The organism is Aurantiacibacter sp. KMU-128 (assembly GCF_056933515.1).
The window spans coordinates 2,090,634-2,108,033 of sequence record NZ_JBXORT010000001.1 but is presented as its reverse complement, the minus strand read 5'-3'; the positions used below and the strand labels follow the sequence as shown (position 1 = coordinate 2,108,033).

Here is a 17,400-nt window from a genome sequence, read left to right as displayed (position 1 = left end):
TTCCCGCAATTTCCCCTTCCATCCCGCGTTAACCCGCGTTATTCACCCATTTCATCGGACAACAAGCCCGTGTTGCGCCTCGTTTTCGGGGCGGTCCGGTCGCGTTTGCGCGCGGCCCGGAGCGGGGGAGGTCTGTCCACGGGGAAGTCAGAGCGGGGATTTGAGGCGTGTCGCAGCGGCCGACAGGATACAGGGGGCAGGGCTTTTCGCTTCGCGGCGAAAAGGACCGGTTCGTCCTGCCTCCGCTCTTCCGCAAAACCTTTGCCGAACTGGGTGACGAAGGCACTTTGTGCATCGGCACGCACCCCGACTACAAATGCCTGCGCGCTTTCGGCCTTTCCCGCACCGAGATGTTCGAGGACATTCTCGACAAGGAAGAAGACAACGCCGTGCGCCGCGGTCAGGATTACAACCGCGAAGTGCGCTCCACCAAAATGTGGGTCTTCACCGAAGTGCCGTTCGACAAGAGCGGGCGCTTCGTCCTTCCGGCCCAATTCTGCAAAGTGGGCGGGATCGGCGACAATATCTGCTTCCTCGGCGGCGGCAATTTCATCACCATGTGGGATCTCGACCAGTTGGGCGCAGCGGGCGAAGACTGGGAAGACCAGTACGAGCTTTGCCTTGCAGAGGCCGAGGAAGTGCGCGCGAAAGCAGCGGCCAAGGGGAAGGGCAAATGACCGCTCCCGCTCCCCATATCCCCGTGCTGCTTGATGAAGTTCTGGAAGCGCTGAACCCGCAGCAAGGTGACTGCATAATTGATGCAACCTTCGGTGCGGGCGGATACACCCGCGCGATTCTGGAACGCGGCGCGACGGTGCACGCGTTTGACCGCGATCCCGATGCGATTGCTGCTGGCAGCGAATGGCCGGAAACGCAGGGCGATACGCCGCGCCTCGTGCTCCACCCGCGCCGCTTTTCCGAAATTGTCGAGGCAATGGCAGAGGTTGGCATCGCGCAGGTTGATGGCATCGTGATGGACATCGGCGTGTCTTCGATGCAGCTCGATCAGGCGGAGCGCGGTTTTGCCTTTAGCAGCAATGGCCCGCTCGACATGACGATGAGCCGTTCGCGCCCCAATGCCGCCGATTTCGTCAACGAAGCTGCCGAAGCCGACATTGCCGACGTGCTCTACCGATATGGCGAGGAACGCCAGTCGCGCCGTGTCGCCCGCGCGATTGTGGCGGCTCGCCCGCTCACGACGACGGGCGAACTGGCCGAAGTGGTGCGCAAGGCTTTGCGTTACCGCCCCGGCGACAAGAAGGACCCGGCGACCCGCAGCTTCCAGGCCATCCGCATTCACGTGAATGGCGAGCTGGACGAGCTCGATGCCGCGCTCGCCGCGTCCGAGCGGCTGCTCAAAGAGGGCGGGCGGCTCGCCGTTGTCAGCTTCCACAGCCTTGAAGACCGCATGGTCAAGACCTTCCTCCGCGATGCTGCGAACCAGAACCCCCGCAGCTCGCGACACCTGCCCGAAACGCAGCCCGTCCCCTCGGCGCGTTTCGGGCAACTGTCCAAGGCGATCCGGCCCTCTGTGGCCGAGCTCGATCGCAATCCGCGCGCGCGTTCCGCCACGTTGCGCGCCGCCATCCGCACCGCCGCTCCTGCCAGGGAGAACGCCGCATGAGCCAGCTTCCCGTCACTCCGCCCAAACCTGTACGCCGGATCGGCTGGATCGCCGCGCTGGGCATTTGCTTCGTGCTCTATATCATGCTGCATCTGCGGGTGACCGCGGTCCACGCCGAAGTGGTGCAGGCAGAACGTGAAATCGTGGCGCTGGAAGAGCAGAAACTGCTGCTGGAAACCGAATTCCTGACCCGTGCAAACCATGTGCAGCTCGCGGCATGGAACCGCGTCGATTTCGGCTTTCAGGCTCCCGGCGCCGACCAGTTCGTCGATGATGCGCGGCAACTGGCGAGCTTCGGTGTGCCGCGCTCGGCCGATGCACCAGCACCGATCCGACTTGCAGGGCTGCGGTCGGGTGAGGACCTCCCCGAATTTCCGCAACTCGTCTCGCCGCTGACCGGCGAGCCGATTGATCCCGCCGTGCTTGAAGGAGCGGAAGCCGACGAGAACAATGGCAGCGGCCTTGCGGTGACGGTCATTTCCAATCCGCTGACCGCACCGGCGAACCGCGCATCGCAAGGCGGAGCGGTTATCGCCAGCGCGGGAGCCGCCGGGAATTGAGCGCCTACGCCGCCCCCCGCACGATTATCGCGACCCAGGCAGGGATGGTGGATTTCCGCCGCCGTTCGCTGCTGCAAGCGCGGCTGCGGCTGCTGCTGGTCATCCTGATCTTCACCCTGATCGGGGTTGTGGCGCTGGTCCGCCTGACCTTTATCGGCGCGGTCGAGCGTGGTCCTGCGCAACATAGTCTGGCCGATGCGCTGCTGCCGCCGCGCGGGGAGATCACCGACCGCAACGGCGTGCCGCTGGCGCGCGCGTTTCCCGCCTATGCGCTGTGGTACAACCCCGATGCGATGAGCGAGGGCGGTGATGGTGGCCCGCCGCTGGTACGTTCGCCCGAAGCGGTCGCGCAGGAACTCGCAGCGATTTTCCCCGATCTCGACGAAGTTGAAACCGCGCGCATCCTTTCCGCAGGGCGGCCCGCCTATATCCGCCGCCGCATCCTGCCGGAAGACGCGAACCGCGTGATGCAGATCGGCGAGCTCGCGCTCGAACTGCCGCAAGAGGAAGACCGCCATTACCCGCAAGGTTCCATGGCGGCGCACGTGCTCGGCTATGTCGGGTCGGACGGAAACGGTCATGTCGGCATGGAAGAAGTGCTCAACGATCGCCTGCTCGATCCCGCGACCCGCGGCGAGCCGGTGGCGCTCAGCATCGATATGCGGGTGCAGGGCGCGCTCGAGGAAGAGCTGCGCAGCGGGATGCTGTCGGTCAATGCAACTGGCGCGGCGGGCATTGTGCTCGATGTCGACACCGGCGAAGTGCTGGCGCTGGCCTCGCTTCCCGAATTTGATCCCAATGCGGTAACGGCAGACGATGTGCGGGTGACCGAGGAGCAGCACGCGCGCGGCATCACCGCGCCCGCGTTCAACCGCGTGACCAACCAGGTTTATGAACTCGGCTCCACCTTCAAGCCGCTCACCGTGGCTGCCGCCATCGATAGCGGTGCGGTGGTGGATATGCGGCGGCGCTTCGGCGCGACCCCATATGAAGTGCAGGGCCACATGATCCAGGACAGCCACCCGCTTGGCGCGACGCTCAACACGCCCGAAATGCTGATGCATTCGAGCAATATCGTCACCGGCCATATCGTCGATGAAATGGGTGCGGCCACCTTGCGGCAGTATATGGTGGAGCTGGGCTTCAACGAACGCCCCTATATCGAACTGCCCGCGCGCGGCTTTCCGATCTGGGAAGCGGGGGACTGGCAACGTATTCGCGCGATTACCGTCGGTTATGGCCACGGCATTGCGGTAACGCCGCTGCACCTTGCCAGCGCCTATGCGGCCATGGTGAATGGCGGCATCTGGCGTCCGGCGACGCTCAACCGGCTCGATCCGGGACAGGCGCCGCGCGGCCGCCGCGTGTTCAAGGAAAGCACCAGCGCGCGGATGAACCAGCTGCTGCGGATGATCACCGCCTATGGCACCGGCCGCAATGCCGATGCGCCCGGCTTCCGCGTGGGCGGCAAGACCGGGAGTGCCGAGAAGCCGGGCGCTGGCGGCTATCGCACGACCACGCTGGTTTCGACCTTTGCCGCCGCCTTCCCGATGGACAATCCGCGCTATGTCATCATCGCCATGCTCGACGAACCGCAGGGCACGGCTGCCAGCTCGTACCAGCGCACCGCCGCATGGAACGCCGCACCGATCGTCGGTCGCCTGGTGCCGCGCATCGGGCCCCAGCTGGGGATCTATCCCGATGAAAGCCGCGATATCGATCTCACCGATCTGCGCCCGCTGGTAGGAGGCAATTGATGCGGCTGGCCGATTGCGCAGCGATTGCCGGAGCGGACGCGGGCGATACCGGCGATGAGCGCATCACCGGATTTGCCATCGACAACCGCAAGATCGCGCCCGGCAATGTGTTCGGTGCGTTCCAGGGCAGCGCGGTAAATGGCGAGGATTTCATCCCCGCCGCCATCGCCAGCGGTGCGGTTGCCGTGGTGGCCCGGCCCGAGGCGCGGGTGGAGGGCGCTCTGCACCTCGCCAGCGACAATCCCCGCCGCCTGTTCGCGCAAATCGCGGCGGCATATTTCAAGCCTACGCCGGCAACGGTGGTCGCGGTAACGGGCACCAATGGCAAGACGTCCTGCGTCGAGATGACGCGGCAAATCTGGCGGATGTGCGGAGAGCGGGCGGCGAGCATCGGCACGCTGGGCGTTACCACACCCGAAGAAAGCGTCTCCACCGGCCTCACTACACCCGATATCGTCACTTTCCTTTCCAACATGACCGGCCTTGCGCGCGAAGGGGTGAGCCATGTCGCTTACGAAGCGTCGAGCCACGGCCTCAGCCAGTTCCGCAATGAAGGCCTGTCGGTAAAGGCGGGCGGTTTCACCAATCTCAGCCGCGACCATCTCGATTACCATGCCGATATGGAAGACTATTTCGCGGCCAAGATGCGGCTGTTCACCGAAGTGGTCGACGATGATGGCACGGCGGTGATCTGGGCGGATGACGAATGGTCAGCGCGCGCGATTGCGGTCGCGGAAAAGCGCGGCCTGCGGGTATTCACCGTGGGCGAGTCCGGGGCGGACATCCGTTTGACCGCGCGCTCTGCCACGCCATTGGGGCAGGAACTGACGCTGGAGCATGACGGGCAGGAGCACCGCTTCCGCCTGCCGCTGATCGGTGCCTATCAGGTGGCGAACGCGCTCACTTCGGCGGGTCTGGCGCTAGCGACAGGTTCGAACCCTTCGCAAGTGTTCGACGCGGTAGCGCGGCTGCAACCCGTGCGCGGGCGGCTCGAACGGGCTGTAATTACCGCCAGCGGCGCGCCGGTCTATATCGACTATGCTCACACGCCCGATGCGCTCACCGCCGCGATTGCCGCACTGCGTCCGCACGTCGCGGGCAGGCTTATCACCGTTTTTGGCGCGGGCGGGGATCGCGATACAGGCAAGCGCGCGCCTATGGGCGAAGCCGCCATGGCAGCGAGCGATGTGGTGATCGTCACCGACGACAATCCGCGCGGCGAAGACCCGGCAGCCATTCGCGTCGCCGTGCTCGCAGGCGCACCTGGCGCGCAGGAAGTGGGCGGGCGGCGCGATGCCATCCGCGCTGCCATCGCGCAGGCGGGCAAGGACGATATCGTGCTGGTCGCGGGCAAGGGCCACGAACAGGGACAGATTGTGGGTGCAGGAGAGACTATGCGGGTGTTGCCGTTTGACGATGTGACTGTAGCCCGCGAATGCGCGGCGGAACTGGCCGGAGGCGCACAGTGAACGCGCTTGCGCAAACGCTGCGCTGGCCGCGCGCCGCATCGGATAACGCGCGCCTCGCGCTTTGGACTTCGGACGAGATTGCTGCGGCCACCGGCGGCAAGGCCTCGGGCGCGTTCCAGGTCAGCGGCGTAGAAATGGACAGCCGCGACGTGCAGGCGGGCGATTTGTTCGTCGCCTTGAAGGGCGAGGCGATGGACGGCCACCGCTTCCTTGATGCCGCTTTCCGCAACGGCGCCGCCGCGGCGATTACAGACCGCCCCGTGGATTACCCGCACGTTCTGGTCGAAGACACCACCGCCGCGCTCCACGCGCTTGCTGCTGCCGCGCGCCAGCGGGTTTCGGCGCGGATCATTGGCGTTACCGGCTCGGTCGGCAAGACGGGCGTGAAGGAAGCGATCTTTACCGCGCTGGAACGCACCAGCAGGGGCGCGGCGCATCGCTCGGTGCGCAGCTACAACAACCATGTCGGCGTGCCTTTGAGCTTGTCGCGGATGCCTTCGCGCAGCCGATATGGCGTGTTCGAAATGGGGATGAACCACGCCAACGAAATTCGCGGGCTGACCGCGCAGGTGAAACCCCATGTCGCGGTCGTCACCACCATCGCGCCCGCGCACATCGAGAATCTCGGCAGCATGGAAGCGATTGCCGATGCCAAGGCAGAGATCTTCGAAGGGCTGGAAAAGGGCGGCATCGCGGTTATCCCTGCCGATAGCGACCACTTCGAACAGCTGCGCGATGCGGCGCTGGCGCAGGGGGCGAAAGTGCTCTCCTTCGGGCGCAAGCCGGACGCCGATATGCGCCTGCTCGATGCGATCCCGCAGGCCAATGGCGGCGCACTGGTTACAGCGAGCATGGGATCAATCGGCCTGTGCTACACCGTCTCCGAACCCGGCGAGCACTGGATCGACAATTCGCTCTGCGTCATGGCCGCTGTCCAAGCGGCAGGCGGCGATCTGGGCGCGGCGGGGCTTGCGCTGGCCGAGATGGGCGGTCTGAAAGGCCGCGGCGCGCGGTTCCGCGTGGCGGCTCCGGGCGGCCATGCGCTGCTGATCGACGAAAGCTACAACGCCAATCCCGCATCGATGCGCGCGACCCTGCAACAGCTCGGCCAGACACCCGCCAGCCGCCGCATCGCGGTGCTCGGCAGCATGAAGGAACTGGGCGATTTTGCACCCGCTTTCCACGCGCAATTGCTGGAGCCGGTCACCGCGGCAAAGGTCGATTACGCCGTGCTGGTGGGCGAGGAGATGACCGCGCTGGCAAGGGAAATGGGGAAAGCACACACGGAATCGCTTGGCAACGCCCCCCACTTTGCGCATTGCGCCAATGCGGGTGAGGCTATCGCAGCGTTGCAGGAATACGGACTGACGGGCGGCGATGCGGTGCTGGTGAAAGGCTCCAATTCGGTGGGGCTTGCCCGCGTGGTGGAACACTTCACCGCAAGGACAAGCTGACAGCAAAGGCCAGTGCGCTAACCCATGTTCTATTTCTTCGCCGAAATGCTTGAATTCGAGGGGCTTTTCAACCTCATCCGCTATCAGACTTTCCGCGCCGGTGCGGCGATGATGACGGCCTTGCTGATCGGTCTGATTATCGGCCCCAAATTCATCAATATGCTCCGCGTACGGCAGGGCAAGGGCCAGCCGATCCGCGCGGACGGCCCCGCCAGCCACCAGGCCAAGGTCGGCACGCCGACTATGGGCGGGCTGATGATCCTTATCGCGCTGACGATTTCCATGCTGCTGTGGATGGACTTGTCGAGCCCCTTTGTCTGGGCGTGTCTCGCAGTGACCATGGGCTTCGGCCTGATCGGCTTTCTCGACGATTACGACAAGGTGACCAAGCGCAGCCATGCCGGGCTTTCGGGCCGTATCCGGCTGCTGGGCGAATTTATCGTGGCGGGTATCGCCAGCTATCTGATCGTCAGCCAGATCAACACCGATCTGTATGTGCCATTCTTCAGCGATGTGCAGATTCCGCTGGGGCCGTTCTATTACGTCTTCGCCGCCTTCGTGATCGTGGGTGCTGGCAACGCGGTGAACCTGACCGACGGGCTGGACGGGCTTGCCACCATGCCGGTGGTGATCGCGGCGGGCGCTTTTCTTGTGATCTGCTATCTGGTGGGCCGCGTCGACTTTTCCGAATATCTCGGCATTCCGCACGTGCCGGGCGCGGGGGAACTGGCCATTTTGTGCGCAGCCATCATGGGCGCAGGCCTTGCCTTCCTGTGGTATAACGCCCCGCCTGCTGCTGTGTTCATGGGTGACACCGGCTCGCTCGCGCTGGGCGGCGCGCTTGGCGCGATTGCGGTGGCGAGCCACCATGAGGTCGTGCTCGGCATTATCGGCGGGCTGTTCGTCCTCGAAGCCGTCAGCGTGATCGTGCAGGTCTTCTGGTTCAAGCGGACCGGCAAGCGCATCTTCCGCATGGCCCCCATCCATCACCATTTCGAACAATTGGGCTGGAGCGAAAGCAAGGTCGTGATCCGCTTCTGGATCATCGCCATCGTGCTCGCCGTTATCGGTCTTGCGACGTTGAAGGTGCGATGATCACCGCGCGCGCCTTTTCCGGCAAGCACTACATGGTGCTCGGGCTGGCGCGCAGCGGCATGGCCGTGGTGGAAAGCCTGCTGGCGAGCGGGGCGCGGGTGACTGCATGGGATCGCCAGCTCGAACCGCGCGAGGCGCTCGCGGGCCGCGCGGAGATCGCCGACCCGCTGGAGATACCGCTGGAAGGGTTTGACGCGATTGTCGTCTCCCCCGGCGTGCCGCTCAACACCCATCCGCTGGTGCCGCGCGCAAAGGCGGCGGGCGTGCCGGTGATCGGCGATATCGAGCTGTTCGCGCAGGCGCAGCCGGAATTGCCCGAACACTACGTCGTCGGCATTACCGGCACGAATGGCAAATCGACCACCACCGCGTTGGTGCACCATATTTTGAAGTCGGCGGGTGTGTCCACGATCATGGGCGGGAATATCGGCCTGCCGATCATGGCGCAGCAGCCGCTGGAGGCTAACGACGCGGGCTTGCCCGTGTACGTGCTCGAACTGTCGAGTTACCAGATCGACCTCACCTACTCGCTCAAATGCAAAGTGGCCGCGCTGCTCAACATCACGCCCGACCATCTGGATCGCTACGAGAATTTCGCCGCCTACGCCGCCGCCAAGGCGCGGCTGATGAGGATGCTCGACACGTTCGGTGTCGCCCTGCTCCCCGAGTCTGCCGCCCATCTGCCGCCGATCGCTGCGCTTAAAGGCGTGCAAGCGCCGTTCGAATGGCTCGGCCCCGACTTTGATGATGGCCAGCAAGCGGATTGGCCGACGCTACAAGGCCCGCACAATCTGGAAAACGCCGCCTTCGCCGAACGGATTTGCGGGGAGCTGTTCCTCTCCAACGGGCAGATCGCAAATGGCCTGCGCACCTATCCCGGCCTCCCGCACCGGATGGAGCGCGTGACCACGCGCGACGGCGTGCTCTACGTGAACGACAGCAAGGCGACCAATCCCGCCTCCACCGCGCCTGCGCTCGCCGCGTTCCCACCGGAAGAGGGCCACCGGCGCATCCACTGGATTTGCGGCGGGCTGGCAAAGGAAGACAATCTGAACGATTGCGCGCCGCATTTCGGCAATGTCGCGCGCGCCTACACGATCGGTGAGGCGGGGGCGCTGTTCACCCGCCTGCTCGAACCGCATATGCCGGTAGAGCCGTGCGAATTGCTGGCGCAGGCGGTCAACAAGGCGCGCCAGAACGCGGTGCCCGGCGATGTCGTTATGCTGAGCCCGGCCTGCGCCAGTTTTGACCAGTTCCGCGATTATGAAATCCGCGGGGACACCTTCAAGGAACTGGTCGCGCAATTGTGCTGCGACGGGGACAGGGAAGCGTGCGGGCTGGACGATCCGGCGGGCGATGTGGGGAGCAAGGGCTGATGAGTGGCGGCGAAATCTACATTCCGCGTCCCGGCGAAAAACTTTCCCTGCCGCGCGGTCCTGGCAAGAATTTCGACTGGCAGCACGAATTGCGCGTGTGGTGGCGCGAGGTGGACCGCGTGCTGCTGGCGCTGGTCATCGCGCTGATGCTGGTTGGTACGCTGGCGGTTGCGGCGGCTTCTCCGGCCAGTGCCGCCCGCCTGTCGACTGCCGACACGACCTTGCCCGAATTGTATTTCTTTCAGGCGCACATCGTCTTGCAGCTGATGGGTTTGTGCGTTCTGCTCGTCACCTCGCTCATGCCGCTCAACCTCTTGCGGCGCGGCTCCATCGTGCTGGCGGCGATCATGCTGTTCCTGATGTGCCTGGTGCCCTTGATCGGCAGCGAAGTGAACGGTGCCAAGCGCTGGCTCAACATCGGGATGTCACTGCAACCGAGCGAATTCCTGAAACCCGCTTTCGCCATCAGCATGGCGTGGATCCTTTCGTGGAAAGTGCGCGATCCGAAGATTCCGGTGATCGGCGCATCGGGCGCTTATGTGGCGATGATCGGCGCGCTGCTGATGCTCCAGCCCAATTTGGGCGATGCGATCCTGTTTATCGGCGCGTGGTTCGTGATGGTGATGCTGGCGGGATTGCCGCTCCAGCGCATCGGTATGCTCGTGGGCGGCGGTGTGGCGCTGCTCGCGGCTGCCTATATGTTCTACGACAATGCCCGCAACCGCATCGACGCGTTTCTGGGCGGACCGACCGCGTATGACCATGTCGATCTTGCCAGCCGCACTTTGCAAGCAGGGGGCTGGTTCGGCAGCGGCTTCTGGCTCGGCGAGCAGAAAATGCGCCTGCCCGAAGCGCATACCGACTATATTTTCAGCGTGATCGGCGAGGAATTCGGTCTCGTGGTGTGCGCGCTTATCGTGATCCTGTATCTCGCCATCATCCTGCGCGTGCTGGTGCGCATGGTGGAGGAAGACCGGCTCTTCATCATCCTCGCCGCGAGCGGGCTGACGGCGCTGTTCGGCGGGCAGGCTTTCATCAATATGTTGGTTAACCTGCAGCTCTTCCCCTCCAAAGGCATGACTTTGCCGCTGATCAGCTATGGCGGGTCGTCGACATTGGCGATCTGTTTCACCGTGGGACTGCTGCTGGCAGTGACTCGCCGAAATCCCTATCTCCAACGAGAACCTTTCGATCTGAAAGCATCGTTTGAGAGTGAGGATGGGAAATGACCGGATCATCGCGCCATTTTGTCTTGGCAGCAGGCGGCACCGGCGGGCATCTGACGCCCGCTTTTGCTTTGGCGCATGAGCTGGAGCGGCGCGGGCACCATGTCGCGCTGATCACCGATGATCGTGGAGCAGCGATACCGGGCAAGCCCGATTTCCTCACCGCGCACGTTCTGCCCGCAGGCCGCTTCGGCAAGAACCCGCTGCGCTGGCCTGCGGGGATCAAGGCGGTGCTCAAGGGCCGGAGCATGGCCAAGCGCCTGTTCGAGACGTTCGAGCCGAGCGCAGTGATCGGCTTTGGCGGCTATCCCGCAATGCCCGCCCTGTTCGGCGCGCAGTCGATGAAAATCCCCACCGTCATTCACGAACAGAACGCGGTGCTGGGCCGCGTCAACCGGCTGATGGCGGGCCGGGTAGATGCCATCGCCACCGCCTATCCCGAAGTCAGCCGATTGGATGCCAAGTATTCGCGCAAGACCCATCTGGTGGGAAATCCGGTGCGCCCCGGCGTGCTGTCTTTGCGCGAAGAGCCGTTCCCGCCCTTCACCGAGGACGGATTGTTCCGCGTGCTGGTGACCGGCGGCAGCCAGGGTGCGCGCGTGCTCTCGCAGATTGTGCCGCTTGGCCTTTCGATGCTCCCCACCGCTTTGCGCAGCCGCTTGCAGGTGACGCAGCAATGCCGTCCCGAAGACTTGGAAGGCGTGCGCGCAACTTATGCGCAATATGACATTCCGGCAGAGCTGGGCACGTATTTCGAAGATATGGCCGCGCGCCTTGCCGATGCGCATCTGTTTATCGGGCGTGCGGGTGCCTCCACCATTGCCGAGCTGACCGCTGTAGGGCGCCCCGCGATCCTCATCCCGCTTCCCATTGCAACTGACGACCACCAGACCGCCAATGCGCGCGAAATGGTGAAAGCGGGCGGCGCGCGGGCGATCAAGCAGCCGATGAGCACGGTGGCCGATCTCGATCTGGCGGATGGATCGACGAAGGCTAATGCCGAACGCTTGAAGCAATCCGATACGCTGGAAAAAATGGCGCGCGATGTTAGCCGCCAGATTCAAGCTATGGCGCAGCGTCCGGACACGCTCGCCAATGCGGCGCACGCGGCGTGGAATTGCGGCCGTCCCGATGCGGCGAGCGATCTGGCCGATCTGATCGAGAGCTTTGGCGGTGCGGATATGATGGACGTCATCCGCGTGGGCGAGGGCGCGCAGCGCGCCAAGGCGCAGGAAGCCGCCGTCAACGGCTCGGCCAAGGAACGCAGCGAATGAAGGCCATCGGCACCGATATCGGGACGATCCATTTCGTCGGTATCGGCGGGATCGGTATGTCCGGCATTGCCGAAGTGATGCACAATCTCGGCTATACGGTGCAGGGCAGCGATATGGCCGAGAGCGCCCGCGTGCTCGCTTTGCGCGAAGCGGGGATGAAAGTCGCCATCGGCCACGATGCCGCCAATCTGGGCGATGCGGCGGTGGTGGTGACATCGACCGCTGTGAAGCGCACCAATCCCGAAGTCGCCGCCGCGCTGGAAAACCGCATCCCCGTGGTGCGCCGTGCCGAAATGCTCGCCGAGCTGATGCGTTTGAAGCGCACCGTCGCGGTGGCGGGGACGCATGGGAAGACGACAACCACCAGCATGGTCGCCGCGCTGCTCGATGCGGGCGGGGTTGATCCCACGGTCATCAATGGCGGGATTATCGAAAGTTACGGCTCCAACGCGCGGCTCGGCGCGTCGGACTGGATGGTGGTCGAAGCCGATGAAAGCGATGGCAGCTTCCTCCGCCTCGACGGCACCATCGCTGTCGTCACCAATATCGATCCCGAACATCTCGACCATTATGGCGATTTCGAGAAGGTGAAGGACGCCTTTGTCCAGTTCATCGAAAACGTGCCGTTCTACGGCGCGGCGGTGCTGTGCCTCGACCATGACGAAGTGCGCAATGTCATCGCCAAAGTGCGCGACCGGCGGGTGATAACCTACGGCTTTTCAACCCATGCCGATTTGCGCGCGGAGAATATCGAGCCCAAAGGCGGCGTCACGCATTTCGATGCCGTGTCGCGCGACCGTGACGGAACCGAAACCCGCATCGACAATATCGCGCTCCCCATGCCGGGGCGGCACAATGTGCAGAACGCCTGCGCCGCGATTGCCGTGGCGCTGGAAATGGGCTGCACACCCGATGCGATCCGCGAAGGCTTTGCCCGCTTCGGCGGGGTGAAGCGGCGCTTCACCCGCGTGGGCGAAATCGCATTTGGCGAGGACGCTCCGGCCATCGTGATCGACGATTACGCGCACCACCCGGTCGAAATCCGCGCCGTGCTTTCCGCTGCCAGAGACGCTGCACAGGGCCGCGTGATCGCGGTCGCGCAACCGCACCGCTACACCCGTCTGCGCGATCATCTGGAAGACTTTCAGGGTGCCTTCAGCGACGCTGACCTCGTTTATGCAGCGCCTGTCTATGCCGCTGGTGAAGACCCTATCGAGGGGATCGATTCCAATGCGCTGCTCGCCGGATTGAAGGCGCGCGGGCATCGCCATGCGGAAACTGTGGATGGCCCTGCCGATCTGGCACAAAAACTCGTCCAAGAGCTTGCACCCGGCGACATGGTCGTGTGCCTCGGCGCGGGCGATATCACCAAATGGGCAGCCGGCCTTGCCGCCGATATCGCCGCACGGCGGGCCGCGGAGAATGGCGCGTGAGCGGCGGATTGCAATTTGGCGAAGGGCGGCGGGTGAATGGCGCTCCCGGTGGAGGCGAGGAGCCTTCGATGGGCGGCCTTATCCCCACCGATGTGCGCGGCGATCTGAAGAAGGACGCGCCGCTCGCCAAGCTGGTCTGGTTCAAAAGCGGCGGCGCGGCGGACTGGCTGTTCGAACCTGCTGACTTGCAGGATTTGCGCGCTTTCCTTGCACAGCTGGAACCCGGCACGCCGGTAATGGCGCTGGGGCTGGGCAGCAATCTCATCATCCGCGATGGCGGGGTTCCGGGCGTCGTGATCCGGCTCGGCAAGGCGTTCAGCACGGTCGAGGTTAAGCGCGACTGCGTGATCGAATGCGGCGGCGGCGCGCCGGGCATTCTGGTATCGAGCAAGGCGCGCGATGCGGGGATTGCGGGGCTGGAATTCCTGCGCGGCATTCCGGGCACGGTCGGCGGCTTCGTGCGCATGAATGGCGGCGCTTACGGGCGCGAGGTGGCCGACATTCTGGTCGATTGCGACGTGGTGATGCCCAATGGCGCGCTGCTGACCTTGCCGGTTGGCGATCTAGACTATTCCTACCGCCACTCGCGGTTGACCGATGGCGCGGTGGTGGTTGCAGCGCGGTTCAAGGGCGAACCCGGCGATCCTGCCGCAATCGGCGCGGAAATGGACCGCATCGCCGAAGCGCGCGAGACATCGCAGCCGCTCCGCACCAAAACGGGCGGATCGACGTTCAAAAACCCGCCGGGGCAGAAGGCGTGGCAATTGGTCGATGAAGCGGGATGCCGCGGCCTTACCATGGGCGGTGCGCAGGTGAGCGAGAAGCACACCAATTTCCTTATCAACACCGGCGATGCGACAAGCGCCGATATCGAAGGGCTGGGCGAAGAAGTGCGGCGGCGCGTGAGCGAGAAAACGGGCGTGAGCCTCGAATGGGAAATCAAGCGGGTGGGCCGGCCGTGAGCATACTTTCGCAGAAATATCACATCCTCGTCCTGATGGGCGGCTGGGCGAATGAGCGCGAAGTCTCGCTCGCCTCCGGCAAGGGGGTGGCGGATGCGCTCGAAAGCGCGGGCCACCGCGTGACACGGCTCGATATGGGCCGCGATGTTGCCGCGCGCATCGCCGAGGCTGCGCCCGATGTCGTGTTCAACGCGCTGCACGGCGTGCCGGGCGAGGACGGGACGGTGCAGGGAATGCTCGATCTGATGGGCGTGCCCTACACGCATTCGGGCCTTGCCACATCGGTGGTTGCCATCGACAAGGAACTGACCAAGCAGGCGCTCGTCCCGCACGGCGTGCCGATGCCGGGCGGGCGTGTTGTGAAGTCGGAGGAACTCTACACTGCCGATCCGATTGCACGGCCCTATGTGCTCAAACCGGTCAATGAAGGCTCCTCGGTCGGCGTCGCGATTGTCACGGACGAGAGCAATTACGGCAATCCGATCAGCCGCGATGCCACGGGGCCTTGGCAGCAATTCGAGCAGCTGCTGGCAGAGCCTTATATTCGCGGGCGCGAGCTGACGACGGCGGTGATCGCCACCGAGGATGGGCTGCGTGCGCTGGGCGTGACCGAGCTTATCATCGACAGCGGTTTCTACGATTTTGAACACAAATACACCGACGGGCGCACGACGCACGTCTTCCCCGCCGATATTCCCGAGAACATCGCCGCGCTGTGCCGCCACTATGCGGAGCAGGCGCACCGCGTCCTGGGTTGTCGCGGCGCGAGCCGGACGGATTTCCGTTGGGATGACGAGCAGGGCGAGGCGGGGCTGTTCGTGCTGGAGACAAACACGCAGCCGGGGATGACGCCGCTCAGCCTCGTGCCCGAACAGGCGAAGTATTGCGGCATCGACTATCCGGCATTGTGCGAAATGATCGTCGCCGACGCGCTTCGGCATTTTGGTAAGGTCTGATGGCGCGCAAGGTCACCCGCAATACCAAGGGCGTGCGACGACAGGCGCGGGCACAGGACACCCGCCAGCGCGCGCGCCGGGTGCGCAGCACCAGCCAGTCGATCATCGGGCGCGGGCTGGCTCTGCTGCCCTTCACCGACGCGCAATTGCAGAAGACCTTTACCGTCCTGATCCTGGCTGCCGCCGCAGCACTGGCTTTGTTTATCGCCAATATTTCGGGGGCCACCACGGTTGTTTCCGAACGCTTTGCCCATATCGCGTCCAATGCCGGATACAAGGTGCAGCATATCCAGCCGCGCGGGGTCGAGCGGATGAATGTGCAGACCGTGTACGAACGGGCGCTCGGGCAGCAGAATCTGGCGATGACCCATGTCGACCTGCGGGGCCTGCGCGAAGAATTGATGGAGCTGCCGTGGGTGCGCGATGCGCGCGTGTCGCGGCAATTGCCCGATACGCTGGTGATCGACATTATCGAACGCGAACCGCACGCCGTGCTGGCGCGGCCCGACCGGCTGATGCTGATTGATCCTACCGGCGTAGAGCTGGAGCCGATATCGCGCGAAGCCGCGTCCGAATATCTTCGTATCGAGGGGCCGGGCGCGCAAGACCGGGTCGAGGATCTCACCCGCCTGCTTGATGCGGCCCCCGCTCTGCAAAGCCAGATCACTGGCGCCGAATGGGTCGGTAACCGCCGCTGGAACCTCACCTTTTCCACCGACCAGCGCCTCGCCCTGCCCGAGGGCGATGATCGCGCCGCCGCCGCGCTGATCAGCTTCGCACAGGCCGATGGTGTGCACCGCCTGATCGGCGGGGAGGCGGCCAGCTTCGATCTGCGCAATGCGCCGCGTATGTATATGTCGATTCCGGGCCGGTCGGAGGCGCAGGAAGTCGCCATGGAGGAGGAAAGCTGATGAGCAGCCAGCAACGCATCACCCGTGTCTTTGGCGCGGTCAATATCGGCTCTTTCCGCATTTCCGCGATGATCGCGGCGCTGATGGAAAATGGGGAGATGCAGGTGCTTGGCAGCGGCCACCGCGCCAGCCAGGGCATCAGCCGGGGCTATGTGGTGGATATGGCAGCGGCGACCTATGCCGTGCGCGACGCGCTCGACCGTGCGGAAAAGCTCGCCAACACGCGTGTAGACAGCGTGTGGATCGGTTGTTCGGGAGCAGGGCTCGCCAGCGAAATCCGCCCCATTGAAATCGCCATTGGTGGGCGGCGGATTGAAGAGGAGGATATCGAGGCGCTGCTGGTGGCCGCGCGCGATACCATTCAGCCCGATGGCCGCACCGTCCTGCACGCGCAGCCCGCCTGCTATTTCCTCGACGGCGCGCATGGCGTCGCCAATCCCAAGGGGCTTCATGCCGACCGGTTGGGTGTCGATGTCCATGTGATGCAGGCCGATGGCGCGCCGATCCGCAATGTCACCGAAGCGGTGCAGAACGCGCATTTCGATGTCGAAGGCGTGGTCGCCAGCCCGCTGGCGACGGGTTTTGCCTGCCTCACGGCAGAGGAACGCGATCTGGGCGTCGCAATGGTGGAATTTGGCGGCGAAGTGACCAACGTCTCGGTCTATGCCGCCGGAATGCTGGTGGGCTTGCGGGCCATTCCGCGCGGGTCGAGCGACATTACCGACGCCATCGCCAGCGCCTTTTCCATCCGCCGGTTCCAGGCCGAACGGCTCAAATGCGTCAACGGTTCAGCGATTTCGCGGGCGAGCGACACGCGCGAGATGATTGCGGTGACGGCCCCCGGCGAAGAAGGACGCGGGCCGGTGGCGCGCGGTGCGGATGACCGCAACCAGGTGCCGCGTGCAGAACTGATCGGGATCATCTCGGGCGAGCTCGACCTGCTGCTGCGCGAGATCGCCAGTGCGCTGGAGGATATGGGCTATATCAGCCGCAATGCCGGATCGGGCGCGCGGCAGATCGTGATTACCGGCGGCGGGGCAGAATTGTCCGACCTTGCCGATTACGCGCAAAGCACGCTGGGAGTGCCGGTGCGCATCGGCCGTCCGGTGGCCTTGCGCGGATTGCCCGAAGCGCATTCCGCCCCCGGTTTCGCCACGCTACTGGGCCTTGTTCTATATGCCGCCGAAGACCCGATCGATATCCGTTCGGTCGGCTCGCGCTACACCCAAACCGGCAGTTTCGGGCCGATTGCCACGGTAATGCGTGTGTGGACTGCGATGAAGGAGTATTTCTGACACTTATG

Annotated in this window: 15 protein-coding genes; all 15 read left to right on the top strand. The window is 64.4% G+C overall.

Annotation, left to right across the window (positions count from 1 at the left end):
* Positions 1 to 167: 167 nt before the first annotated feature.
* The 15 genes from ACS0VV_RS10350 to ftsA all read left to right on the top strand — a co-directional run bounded on the left by ACS0VV_RS10350 (position 168) and on the right by ftsA (position 17,392).
* Positions 168 to 677, top strand: a complete 510-nt coding sequence (locus tag ACS0VV_RS10350; RefSeq protein WP_483532625.1) for a division/cell wall cluster transcriptional repressor MraZ — start codon at positions 168 to 170, stop codon at positions 675 to 677.
* Entirely contained in the window at positions 674 to 1,624 is a 951-nt protein-coding gene (rsmH, locus tag ACS0VV_RS10345) for a 16S rRNA (cytosine(1402)-N(4))-methyltransferase RsmH (RefSeq protein WP_483532624.1), read from the top strand. Before ACS0VV_RS10350 ends, rsmH begins: the two co-directional genes overlap by 4 nt.
* Positions 1,621 to 2,184 (top strand): hypothetical protein, encoded by a 564-nt coding sequence (locus ACS0VV_RS10340; protein WP_483532623.1) that lies wholly within the window; start codon positions 1,621 to 1,623, stop codon positions 2,182 to 2,184. Before rsmH ends, ACS0VV_RS10340 begins: the two co-directional genes overlap by 4 nt.
* Positions 2,181 to 3,941 carry a peptidoglycan D,D-transpeptidase FtsI family protein gene (locus ACS0VV_RS10335; RefSeq protein ID WP_483532622.1) on the top strand — a complete coding sequence of 587 codons (1,761 nt, stop codon included), beginning with the start codon at positions 2,181 to 2,183 and terminating at the stop codon, positions 3,939 to 3,941. Before ACS0VV_RS10340 ends, ACS0VV_RS10335 begins: the two co-directional genes overlap by 4 nt.
* On the top strand, positions 3,941 to 5,410 hold the full coding sequence (locus ACS0VV_RS10330) for a UDP-N-acetylmuramoyl-L-alanyl-D-glutamate--2,6-diaminopimelate ligase (RefSeq protein WP_483532621.1): 1,470 nt from the start codon (positions 3,941 to 3,943) through the stop codon (positions 5,408 to 5,410). Before ACS0VV_RS10335 ends, ACS0VV_RS10330 begins: the two co-directional genes overlap by 1 nt.
* Entirely contained in the window at positions 5,407 to 6,864 is a 1,458-nt protein-coding gene (locus tag ACS0VV_RS10325; RefSeq protein ID WP_483532620.1) for a UDP-N-acetylmuramoyl-tripeptide--D-alanyl-D-alanine ligase, read from the top strand. Before ACS0VV_RS10330 ends, ACS0VV_RS10325 begins: the two co-directional genes overlap by 4 nt.
* A 24-nt stretch (positions 6,865 to 6,888) precedes the next feature.
* Positions 6,889 to 7,959 (top strand): phospho-N-acetylmuramoyl-pentapeptide-transferase, encoded by a 1,071-nt coding sequence (gene mraY / locus ACS0VV_RS10320; protein ID WP_151972201.1) that lies wholly within the window; start codon positions 6,889 to 6,891, stop codon positions 7,957 to 7,959.
* Positions 7,956 to 9,335, top strand: coding sequence for a UDP-N-acetylmuramoyl-L-alanine--D-glutamate ligase (murD, locus tag ACS0VV_RS10315; protein WP_483532619.1), 1,380 nt, complete (start codon positions 7,956 to 7,958; stop codon positions 9,333 to 9,335). Before mraY ends, murD begins: the two co-directional genes overlap by 4 nt.
* Positions 9,335 to 10,564, top strand: a complete 1,230-nt coding sequence (locus ACS0VV_RS10310; RefSeq protein ID WP_483532618.1) for an FtsW/RodA/SpoVE family cell cycle protein — start codon at positions 9,335 to 9,337, stop codon at positions 10,562 to 10,564. Before murD ends, ACS0VV_RS10310 begins: the two co-directional genes overlap by 1 nt.
* Positions 10,561 to 11,835: an undecaprenyldiphospho-muramoylpentapeptide beta-N-acetylglucosaminyltransferase gene (gene murG, locus ACS0VV_RS10305; protein ID WP_483532617.1), complete on the top strand. Its 1,275-nt coding sequence runs from the start codon at positions 10,561 to 10,563 to the stop codon at positions 11,833 to 11,835. The genes ACS0VV_RS10310 and murG overlap by 4 nt, the downstream gene beginning before the upstream one ends.
* Positions 11,832 to 13,268 carry a UDP-N-acetylmuramate--L-alanine ligase gene (murC, locus tag ACS0VV_RS10300; protein WP_483532616.1) on the top strand — a complete coding sequence of 479 codons (1,437 nt, stop codon included), beginning with the start codon at positions 11,832 to 11,834 and terminating at the stop codon, positions 13,266 to 13,268. The genes murG and murC overlap by 4 nt, the downstream gene beginning before the upstream one ends.
* A 68-nt stretch (positions 13,269 to 13,336) precedes the next feature.
* Positions 13,337 to 14,230, top strand: coding sequence for a UDP-N-acetylmuramate dehydrogenase (gene murB, locus ACS0VV_RS10295; protein WP_483533527.1), 894 nt, complete (start codon positions 13,337 to 13,339; stop codon positions 14,228 to 14,230).
* The gene (locus tag ACS0VV_RS10290) at positions 14,200 to 15,186 is read left to right on the top strand and encodes a D-alanine--D-alanine ligase (RefSeq protein ID WP_483532615.1); all 987 of its coding nucleotides are present in this window, start codon (positions 14,200 to 14,202) and stop codon (positions 15,184 to 15,186) included. The genes murB and ACS0VV_RS10290 overlap by 31 nt, the downstream gene beginning before the upstream one ends.
* Positions 15,186 to 16,097: a cell division protein FtsQ/DivIB gene (locus tag ACS0VV_RS10285; RefSeq protein WP_483532614.1), complete on the top strand. Its 912-nt coding sequence runs from the start codon at positions 15,186 to 15,188 to the stop codon at positions 16,095 to 16,097. The genes ACS0VV_RS10290 and ACS0VV_RS10285 overlap by 1 nt, the downstream gene beginning before the upstream one ends.
* A complete protein-coding gene (gene ftsA, locus ACS0VV_RS10280; protein WP_483532613.1) occupies positions 16,097 to 17,392 on the top strand; it encodes a cell division protein FtsA in 1,296 nt (431 codons plus the stop codon). The genes ACS0VV_RS10285 and ftsA overlap by 1 nt, the downstream gene beginning before the upstream one ends.
* Positions 17,393 to 17,400: the final 8 nt, after the last annotated feature.